This window comes from Actinoplanes sp. NPDC048791 (assembly GCF_040650095.1).
Taxonomy (GTDB): domain Bacteria; phylum Actinomycetota; class Actinomycetes; order Mycobacteriales; family Micromonosporaceae; genus Actinoplanes.
In genome coordinates this window covers 1-9,363 of sequence record NZ_JBEZGQ010000265.1, presented here as the reverse complement: position 1 = coordinate 9,363, position 9,363 = coordinate 1, and the positions used below count along the sequence as shown (strand labels likewise).

The 9,363-nt window shown below is 69.9% G+C and carries 7 protein-coding genes and 1 tRNA gene; 5 read left to right on the top strand and 3 right to left on the bottom strand.

Annotation, left to right across the window (positions count from 1 at the left end; translation table 11 throughout):
• The first annotated feature begins 353 nt into the window (after nucleotides 1-353).
• Nucleotides 354-1,673: a PQQ-binding-like beta-propeller repeat protein gene (locus tag AB0C29_RS20305; RefSeq protein WP_360822238.1), complete on the top strand. Its 1,320-nt coding sequence runs from the start codon at nucleotides 354-356 to the stop codon at nucleotides 1,671-1,673.
• Between the two features lie 62 nt (nucleotides 1,674-1,735).
• Here the strand turns inward: AB0C29_RS20305 and ugpC are convergent, their stop codons facing one another.
• The gene (ugpC, locus tag AB0C29_RS20300) at nucleotides 1,736-2,818 is read right to left on the bottom strand and encodes a sn-glycerol-3-phosphate ABC transporter ATP-binding protein UgpC (protein ID WP_360545978.1); all 1,083 of its coding nucleotides are present in this window, start codon (nucleotides 2,816-2,818) and stop codon (nucleotides 1,736-1,738) included.
• 174 nt (nucleotides 2,819-2,992) lie between these two features.
• On the opposite strand from ugpC, the gene AB0C29_RS20295 reads away from it, so the two are divergent.
• The 3 genes from AB0C29_RS20295 (at nucleotide 2,993) to AB0C29_RS20285 (ending at nucleotide 4,693) form a co-directional block, all read left to right on the top strand.
• Nucleotides 2,993-3,066, top strand: a tRNA-Thr gene (locus AB0C29_RS20295).
• A 14-nt stretch (nucleotides 3,067-3,080) separates the two neighbouring features.
• The gene (locus AB0C29_RS20290; RefSeq protein WP_360822236.1) at nucleotides 3,081-3,509 is read left to right on the top strand and encodes a GNAT family N-acetyltransferase; all 429 of its coding nucleotides are present in this window, start codon (nucleotides 3,081-3,083) and stop codon (nucleotides 3,507-3,509) included.
• Nucleotides 3,506-4,693, top strand: coding sequence for a low temperature requirement protein A (locus AB0C29_RS20285; RefSeq protein WP_360822234.1), 1,188 nt, complete (start codon nucleotides 3,506-3,508; stop codon nucleotides 4,691-4,693). The genes AB0C29_RS20290 and AB0C29_RS20285 overlap by 4 nt, the downstream gene beginning before the upstream one ends.
• On the opposite strand, the gene AB0C29_RS20280 is transcribed toward AB0C29_RS20285, so the two are convergent.
• Both AB0C29_RS20280 and AB0C29_RS20275 read right to left on the bottom strand, forming a co-directional pair.
• Nucleotides 4,682-5,104: a TetR/AcrR family transcriptional regulator C-terminal domain-containing protein gene (locus AB0C29_RS20280; protein ID WP_360822232.1), complete on the bottom strand. Its 423-nt coding sequence runs from the start codon at nucleotides 5,102-5,104 to the stop codon at nucleotides 4,682-4,684. The two genes, AB0C29_RS20285 and AB0C29_RS20280, sit on opposite strands and share 12 nt — an antisense overlap.
• Nucleotides 5,105-5,297: 193 nt before the next feature.
• Nucleotides 5,298-5,783, bottom strand: a complete 486-nt coding sequence (locus AB0C29_RS20275) for an MSMEG_6728 family protein (RefSeq protein WP_360822230.1) — start codon at nucleotides 5,781-5,783, stop codon at nucleotides 5,298-5,300.
• 228 nt (nucleotides 5,784-6,011) lie between these two features.
• On the opposite strand from AB0C29_RS20275, the gene AB0C29_RS20270 reads away from it, so the two are divergent.
• The gene (locus AB0C29_RS20270; RefSeq protein WP_360822228.1) at nucleotides 6,012-9,293 is read left to right on the top strand and encodes a S8 family serine peptidase; all 3,282 of its coding nucleotides are present in this window, start codon (nucleotides 6,012-6,014) and stop codon (nucleotides 9,291-9,293) included.
• The last annotated feature ends 70 nt before the right edge of the window (nucleotides 9,294-9,363 follow it).

The following is a 9,363-nucleotide window of genomic DNA, read 5'->3' as shown; positions in this document are numbered from 1 at the left end:
CCCGGGCCGGCGCTCACGCCGTGGGCCACCACGCTGAGCAGCACGGTCAGCACGATGGCGGCGACGGCCGGAGCGGCGCTGTGGTGGCCGCCGGCGGGTCGCAGGGCGCGGAGCCGCACTACGCCGAGCCTGTCGATCCCTGGGCAACGGGTGAGGCCGCTGCCTTCGGAAACGTCGGTGGCGGCCCCGTCCTTCACCCGGTTTCGGGTGCCCCGGTCTCGGGCGCTGCCACTCCGCCGGGGGCCGAGTCGTGGCTGGCCTCGACGCATCCTGATCCGGGCGAGGCCGGGGAGCCGGGCGCGCGAGCCAAGCTCCCGGCGTACAAGCGGAAGTTGGTCTGGATTGTCGCGGCCGTGACGGCCGTCGTGCTGGGGGCCGCCGCGACCGTTGTCGTGCTGTTGTGGCCGGGGTATCCCGCGCTGGACTACGAGCCGCTCGCCGATCTGCACCGGGTCAAGCCCGCCGTGCCGGTCAGTTCCGCTTTCAGTGCCGCCGCGCTGCGGGACGGGCGGGCCTATTTCGCCAGCGCCGATGACACGAACACGCTCGGGGTTGTCGCGGCGGCCACCGATACCGGTAAGACGGCTTGGACCAGCACCGCCGCCGGGTCGGCCAACCGCTGGGAGTTCTTCTTCACCATTCCCGACGCCGTTGTCGCCATCACCGGCATTGACTCGATCACCGGGCAGCGGCGGGTCGTGCTGCTCGATGCGGGCGATGGCAAGAAGCGCTGGGAACGGGCCATGGACGGCTACGACAACGTGCTCTTCGCCGGGGACCGGGTGGTTCTCATCGACCGCCGGGAGGGCCGGCTGCTCGGGCTTGATCCGCGCACCGGCAAGGGTCTGTGGGAGAAGCGGAACCCCAAGAGCGAGTACGGGCAGACCACCACCCAGGTCGTCGCCGTCACGACCGAGGATGACTTCGCCGGTCCCGCCGGCACCGACGGGGTTGCGTTCGCCGAGCCTTTTGACGACGACGAGCGGATCGTGCAGATCGGTGCCGACGACTCTGCGCAGGTCAGAGACGCCAAGAGCGGTGAGGTGGTGGCCGGGCCGCGGCAGAGCGTGGCGCAGACCGACGACAAGGTCATCGCGCACAACGGCCGGCTGATCGTGGCCGAGTCCACCGATGCGCACCGGCTGTTCGCCTACGACCTGAAGAAGCTGGAGCCGAAGCTGCTCTACACCCCGCCGAGCACCAACTCGCGGCTCGAGCATCTGACGCCCTGCGGTGCGGACCGGATCTGCCTGATCGAGACCACCGGTTCCGACGCCAAGACCGCGCAGGTGGTGGCCGTCAATGCCGCTGATGGCGGGGTGGTGTGGCGGCGTGCCGTGGCGAACGCCGAGGATCTGGTCGCGGTCGGCGAGGCGGTGCTCGTCCCGCAGAACACGTCGCCGGCGCAGGTCAGCCTGGTGGGTTCCGACGGGCGGGTCGCCTGGACCCGGGCCGGGGTCGCCGGACGGCTGGACGCCGGTAACACCCTGCAGTTCTCCAAGGCGCTGTCGACCTCCGCGGACGATCCCGCGCTGGCCGGGGAGCACGTCGGTGACAAGGCCGTTCCGCTCGGGTCGCTGGCCGACGTCCGGTCCTCGACCTGCGCCTGGGACACCAGCCACCTGGCCTGTGTCGCCGACGCGGACTTCATCATCCAGCGGTTCGCCGGATAGCTGAGCTGGACAGCGAAACGGGCGGCCCCCGGAGGGACCGCCCGTTCAGCTGACTACTTGCTTCAGATGCGCTCGCCGGTGGTGGCGTTGAAGACGTGCACGCTCTCGGTCTGCGGCTTGATGAACACGGTCTCGCCCATGGTCGGCATGTTGCGCCGGTCGGTGCGGACCACGAACCGCTCCGAGCTGCCCTCCAGCGCCGCGTGGCCGTAGACGTTGGCGTCCGAGCCGAGGTCCTCGACCAGGTCGACGACGATCGGCAGGCCACCCGCGGTCGGGGCGACCAGGTCGGTCGCCTCGGGGCGGAAGCCGATGGTCACCTTGCCGTTGCCCTGCGCGGCCGCGACCTGCTCGCGGGTCAGCGGCACGGCCAGCTCCGCGAAGCTCGCGCCGCCCTCGGTCAGGCCCACGGTCTTGATGTTCATGGCCGGGGAGCCGATGAAGCCGGCGACGAAGACGTTGCCGGGCTTGTCGTACAGCGCCCGCGGGGTGTCGCACTGCTGCAGCACGCCGTCGAGCATGACCGCCACGCGGTGGCCCATCGTCATGGCCTCGACCTGGTCGTGGGTCACGTAGACGGTGGTGATGCCGAGCTTGGCCTGCAGGGTGGCGATCTGCGAGCGGGTCTGCACGCGCAGCTTGGCGTCGAGGTTCGACAGCGGCTCGTCCATGAGGAAGACCTGCGGCTCACGCACGATCGCGCGGCCCATGGCGACACGCTGGCGCTGGCCGCCGGAGAGCGCCTTCGGCTTGCGGCTCAGGTACTCGTCGAGCTGGAGCAGCTGGGCGGCTTCCTTGACCCGGCGGTCGATCTCCGACTTCGGCGTCTTGCGCAGCTTCAGGGCGAACGCCATGTTCTCGTACACCGACATGTGCGGGTACAGGGCGTAGTTCTGGAACACCATCGCGATGTCACGCGACTTCGGGGGGAGGTTCGTGACGTCCTTGCCCTCGATCAGGATGCGACCGCGGTCCACATCCTCGAGGCCGGCGAGCATCCGCAGGCTGGTGGACTTACCGCAACCGGAGGGGCCGACCAGGACCAGGAACTCGCCGTCGCCGATCTCGAGGCTGAGCTCGTTGACCGCGGGGCGCTCCTGGCCGGGATAAATCCGGGACGCCTTGTCGTACGTGACCGTAGCCATGGTGAATCTACTTCCTTTCCACCGGCAGGAACGTGCCGGACGATCCGAGTGGGAGGAACAGTGTGGTGAGCCACACGCTGGTCACCGTAGGTCTTTTTTCCGCAACTGCCAAGGCGAGCGCCCGGTAAAGGGCGTTTCGGCCTGTCAGACGGCAACCGGTATGCTGATGCCCGCGCCCCTGTAGCTCAGTTGGCCAGAGCACCTGTCTTGTAAACAGGATGTCGTCGGTTCGATTCCGACCGGGGGCTCCTAGGGTGGCGCCATGCGCATCGAGCGGGTCGTGGACGTCGCGGCCGTACACCTCGCGGCAGCTCTCTTCGACGGGCCGCCGCTGGCGGCCGCGACGGAGAAGTTTCTCGCTCAGCCGGACCACCATCTGCTTTTCGCCTATCTCGGCGACCGCCCGGTCGGCATGATCTCCGGGGTGGAGACCACCCATCCGGACAAGGGCACCGAGATGTTCGTGTACGAGCTGGGCGTCCTGCCCGACGCCCGGCTGCTCGGCGTCGGCACGGCCCTGGTCCGGGCGCTGGCCGAGCTGGCCCGCGAGCGCGGCTGTTACGGCATGTGGGTGGCGACCGAGGTCGACAACGAGGCCGCGCAGGCCACCTACCGCCGGGCGGGCGCCACCGAGCAGACGCCGTTCGTGCTGCTGAACTGGGATCTCACTGTGGGAGACGGGGCGACATGACGTTCACCGAGGCACGGCGTGGCTGGCTGACGCCGATGCGGGCCCGGTCGGCCGACGAGAATCACCGCGTCGCGACCCCGCTCGAGCTCTTCTTCGACCTCTGTTTCGTGGTCGCGGTGGCGCAGGCCGCCGTGCCGCTGCACCACGCCATTTCCGAGAACCACGTGTGGGACGGGGTCACCAGCTACCTGATGGTCTTCTTCGCCATCTGGTGGGCGTGGATGAACTTCACCTGGTTCGCCTCGGCGTACGACACCGACGACGACGTCTACCGGATCACCTCGTTCGTGCAGATCGCCGGGGCGCTGGTGCTGGCGGCCGGCGTCTCCTCGGCGTTCGACGACGGCAACTACGTCGGTATCACGATCGGCTACGTGATCATGCGGCTGGCCATGGTGGCGCAGTGGCTGCGGGCCGCCCGCGCCGATCGGCAGCGCCGGGCCACCGCGCTGCTGTACGCGGCCGGCATCGCTGTCGTACAGGTCCTCTGGCTGCTGCGGCTGGCGCTGCCGGAAGACTGGGGCACGCCGTCGTTCCTGGTGCTGGTCGTCGCCGAGCTGCTGGTGCCGATCATCGCCGAGCGGGCCCCGGGCGGCCCGACCACCTGGCACCCGCACCACATCGCCGAACGCTACGGCCTGTTCACGATCATCATGCTGGGCGAGGCGGTGTCGGCGGCGACGATCGCGATCCGCACCGGCCTCGACACCGGCGAGTACGTCGCCGACCTGGTGTCGATCGCGGTGGCCGGGCTGGTCGTCGTCTTCGCGCTGTGGTGGTTGTACTTCGACCGTTCGGCCCAGGGGCTGCTGACCTCGCTGCGGGCCGGGATGCTGTGGGGCTACGGCCACTACTTCATCTTCGGGTCGGCCGCGGCGGCCGGGGTCGGCATCGCGGTGGCGGTCGACTACGCCACCCACCATGCGCACATCTCGGGGGTCACGGCCGGGTTCGCGCTGGCCGTACCGGTGGCGCTCTATCTGTTCTTCGTCTGGCTCCTGCACATCCGCCCGCACCAGCAGGGGGCGCTCGTGGTGGCTTATCCGGCGGTGGCCGTGCTGGCGTTGCTGGCGCCGTTCGGTCCGAAGCCTGTGTTCGTGATCGCGGGGCTGCTGGTGGTGCTGGTGGCGATCACGGTGGCGGTCGGCCGCCGGGTGCCGGACCGGATCGAGTCAGGAAGCTAGCCCGCGCAGCACGATGGTCAGGCCCCCGGCGAACTCGTCGTCGGGACTGACGGCGCCGGCCTGCCGGCCGGTCTCGGCGAGCCGGGGGAAATCGGGTGAGGCGGCGATCGTCGCGGTGCCGGGCCCGGCCAGCGGTCCGAGGTGCTCGAGTTGCAGGGCGCCGATGACGTAGCTGAGCAGGGCGCGCAGCGCGATCACCCGGCGGGTGCCGTCGAAGCCGGCCGCGTGCAGCACGCCGACGACCGTCTCGGACCAGCGCAGTACGCCGATCGACCGGTGCCGGTGGCTGACCAGCAGCGGAATCACGCCCGGGTGCCGGCCGACGGTGGCGCGAACCCGTTCCACCAGAATCGCGAGCTGCTGCGCCCACTCCCGCCCCGGGGGCGGCGTGGTGTCCAGCGGGCGGAGCACCTCCTCGGCCGGCTTCCCGTTCCCGGTCGTCGCTGATCCGGGCAAGCTGCTCTACGCGGAGTTCGGCGTCGGGGCCTCTGGAGCGCAGCCCGTCGGTCAATCCGGCCGGCGGTCGCACGGGTCTGCCGGCCGATTTCCTGATCGCGCCCGACGGCACGATCATCGCCCGCAAGTACGGCCACCATGTCTTCGATCAGTGGTCCGTCGACGAGATCCTCGCCCTGTCCGAGGGCGGCCAGACGTACGGCAGGTCGGCCGGCACCTCGCCGAACAGTGGCCGGTAGAAGTCGGGGTCCTTGCGGAACAGTGCGGACCGGTGACTCAGGTGCAGCGCCTCGTCGCCGAGCCAGGGTGGCAGCTCACCGGCCGCCGCCAGCTCCTCCTGGGTGCGGATCACCGTGATGCCGCGGGCCTCGGCGAGGTCCGCCCGCATCGTGGCGGCCGTCGTGTCGGCGCGACCCGTGGAGATCCAGACCTCGCACACGTCGAGGCCGTACCGGACGAGCGCCTCCTCGTAGCCGATCCACATCTTCACCGCCGGGTGGTGGCGCCAGCCGTACGTCGGCAGCGTCAGCCCGCGCAGCACCTGCACGGTCTCCACCCGCTGTTTGCCCAGCCGTTTCTGGTCCAGGGCGTGAGCGCTGGCGAGGAAGTCCGGGTAAGGCAGGAATGTCTGCATGAGATGATCTTCCGCCCTTGAAGTCCTGGTTCGAAGCGGGATGTCTTGCGGTGCAACGGGTTTCGCGCCGCAGTTCTTCCGTGGACAACTGGTTTTCATGCACAATCTTGAATGTCACGTCCTCGTCACGATGCGTCCTCCCGTAGTGACATCGAAGCGTGTGATCTCCACGATCCGCGGAGAGGTGCTCGTACCCCCCGAGCGCCCATCTCCTCGGAGGACCCGTACGTGAGACAACAATCTTCTCGGGGCCGGCGCACACTCACCGCGCTGCTCGCCTCGGGCGTGGTCGTCGGCGCCGCCGCGCTGAGCGGCCCCGCACCCGCGAATGCCGCACCCCTGCGGGCACCCGCTCCCGCCCCGGTGGCGGACCCGGCCACCCCCAAGGACGGCCCGACCGACGAGCTGGACTCGCACGACGCCGAGCTGCTGGCCAAGGCCGAGAGCAGCGGCGTCCGCAACGTCACCCTGATCATCTCGACCGAGTCCGGCGAGGCGTCCGACGTCGCGGCCGAGGTCAAGAAGCTCGGCGGTACGGTCGCCCAGCGCTACGACAAGGTCGGCTACGTGCTGGCCTCGGTCCCCACCGCCAAGGTGATCAAGACCGCGAAGCTGCCCGGCATCTCGGCGGTGGACCTCGACGAGGTCGTCAAGCTCCCCGACCCGGAGGCGGGCAGCCGCGGTGGCGCCAAGGGTGCCGCGCAGGCTGCGACGCTTCCCGGCCCGGGCGCGACCACGCCGGCCGCGAACCCGTACATGCCGACGAACGAGATCGGTTCCGTCGCGTTCAAGAAGCAGCACCCGACCTGGGACGGCCGCGGCGTCACGATCGGCATCATGGACTCCGGCGTCGAGCTGGAGCACCCGGCGCTGCAGAAGACCACCACCGGCGAGCGCAAGATCGTCGACTGGGTGACCGCGACCGACCCGGTGACCGAGGGCGACGCGACCTGGCGGGCCATGGCGACCGAGGTGGCCGGCCCGACGTTCACCTACCTGGGCGCGAGCTGGACGGCGCCCGCGGGCACCTGGAAGGTCAACCGCTTCACCGAGGCGATCACCGCGGCCAGTGAGCCGGGCGGCGACGTCAACCGCGACGGTGACACCACCGACGTGTTCGGCATCCTCTACAACCCGGTCAACCACGACATCCGGGTGGACACGAACCAGAACCGCGACTTCACCGACGACGCCGTGATGCGGCCGTACAAGGAGAAGTTCGACGTCGGGCACTTCGGCACCGACAACCCGGCCACCGCGATCGCCGAGCGCATGCCGTTCGTGGTCGAGTACCGCGAGGACGTCGACGCTTCCGCGCTCGGGCTCGGCACGGTCGACTACGTCAACATCGGCATCCCGGAGGACGCGCACGGCTCGCACGTCGCCGGCATCACCGCCGCCAACGACATGCTCGGCAACACCAACCTGGACGGACAGGCACCCGGCGCCAAGATCGTCTCCGCGCGGGCCTGCTCCTGGGGTGGCGGCTGCACCGCGGCCGCGCTGACCACCGGCATGGTCGACCTGGTCGTCAACCGGCACGTCGACGTCGTCAACATGTCGATCGGCGGCCTGCCCGCCCTGAACGACGGCAACAACGCCCGCGCCCAGCTGTACGACAAGCTGATCAAGGACTACGGCGTGCAGCTGTTCATCTCGGCCGGCAACTCCGGCCCGGGTGTGAACACGATCGGCGACCCGTCGGTGGCCACCGACGTCGTCAGCGTGGCGGCCAGCGTCAGCAAGGAGACCTGGCTGGCCAACTACGGCTCCGTGGTGAGCAAGAAGAACGCGCTGTTCAACTTCTCGTCGCGCGGCCCCCGCGAGGACGGCGGCTTCAAGCCCAACCTGACCGCGCCGGGCTCGGCCATCTCCACCGTCAACACCTGGCTGGACCAGCCGGCCATCGCGGAGGCCGGCTACACCCTGCCGACCGGGTACGCGATGTTCAACGGCACCTCGATGGCCTCCCCGCAGGCCACCGGCGGCGCCGCACTGCTGCTGTCCGCGGCCAAGGCGACCGATCTGGACGTCACCCCGGCCCAGTTGCGCCGGGCGCTCTACACCTCGGCCGACCAGCTCGCCGACACCTCGGTCGCCGGTCAGGGCAACGGCCTGATGGACGTTCCGGGCACCTGGGCGCTGCTGGCCCGTACGGTCGAGGCGCGCAAGTACACCTCGTCCGCGCCGGTCTGCACGCCGTTCTCGGCCGACTTCGACACCCCGAACCAGGGCACCGGTATCTACAACCGCTGCGCGAGCGGCGCCGGTGGCCTCAAGGCCGGTCAGTCGAAGAGCTACACCGTCAAGCTCACCCGTACGTCGGGTCCGAAGGGCTCGGTCACGCACCGGCTCTCCTGGGTCGGCGACAAGCGGTCGTTCCGGTCGCAGTCGTCGGTGTCGCTGCCGCTGAACAAGACCGTGAACGTCTCCGTGCAGGTGACGCCGGCTGAGGGCCTGAACAGCGCCATCCTCGAGGTGGACGACCCGAAGACGTCGGTCACCGACTTCGAGGTGCTCAACACGGTCGTCACCAGCGTGGCGCCGAAGAAGCCGGCGTACGACATGACCGTCGAGGGTTCCGTCGAGCGCAACTCGTCGAACTCGTACTTCATCACCGTGCCCGAGGGCGCCAGCGCGCTGCAGGTCGACCTGTCCGGCATCGCGACCGGTTCGCAGACGCGCTGGATCGCCATCAACCCGTGGGGCGTTCCGGTCGAGAGCACGGCCAGCACGGCGTGTTACACCAACTTCTCGGACGCGGCCGCCTGCAAGCCGCAGGAGCGGGCGTACGAGAACCCGATGCCGGGCGTGTGGGAGCTCGAGGTGGAGTCCCGCCGGACCTCGCCGTCGCTGCGCAACCCGTACGAGCTGACCGCCAAGGTGCAGGGCGTCACGGTGGAGCCGGCGACGATCGAGCTGCCCAGCGTCACGGCCGGTGCGGCCACGCCGGTCACCTGGACCGTCAAGAACAACTTCGGTCCGCTGCGGCTCACCGCCACCGGCGGCCCGCTCGGCAGCGCGCTCTCGCAGCGGCCGACGATCGAGGACGGGGCGAGCCAGGAGTACACGGTCGACGTGCCTGCCGGTGCGCAGCGCCTCGACGTGGCGATCGGCAACGTCAGCGACGCTGCGGCCGACCTGGACCTGACGGTTCTGCTCGACGGCGAGCAGGTTGCGCAGTCGGCCGACGGTGACTCGGAGGAGTCGGTGTCGATCCCGAACCCGGCGGCCGGCACGTACACGGTCGTGGTGGACGGCTACGCGGTGCCCTCGGGCAGCACGCAGTACGACTACCGGGACGTGTTCCTGAGCCCGGCGCTGGGCGCGATGACGGTGCCGGCCACGGTGCTGAACCTCGCGAACGGTGCCACGGCCAAGGTCACCGGCTCGGTGACCGCCACGGCAGCGCCCGCGGCCGGTCGCAGCCTGTTCGGTGAGATGACGCTGATCACGGACGAGGGTGCGGTCGTCGGCCGCGGCACCGTCTCGATCGGCGCGGTCAACTAAACCGCAACACCACGAGCCCGTCCCCGGCGCTGACCGGGGGCGGGCTCGTGCTTTTGTCCCAGGTCCTACC

Bases quoted from the DNA above. Each gene is read 5' to 3' on its own strand.
- ugpC (WP_360545978.1), bottom strand. From the start codon at position 2,818: ATGGCTACGGTCACGTACGACAAGGCGTCCCGGATTTATCCCGGCCAG.
- AB0C29_RS20290 (WP_360822236.1), top strand. From the start codon at position 3,081: ATGCGCATCGAGCGGGTCGTGGACGTCGCGGCCGTACACCTCGCGGCA.
- AB0C29_RS20285 (WP_360822234.1), top strand. From the start codon at position 3,506: ATGACGTTCACCGAGGCACGGCGTGGCTGGCTGACGCCGATGCGGGCC.
- AB0C29_RS20275 (WP_360822230.1), bottom strand. From the start codon at position 5,783: ATGCAGACATTCCTGCCTTACCCGGACTTCCTCGCCAGCGCTCACGCC.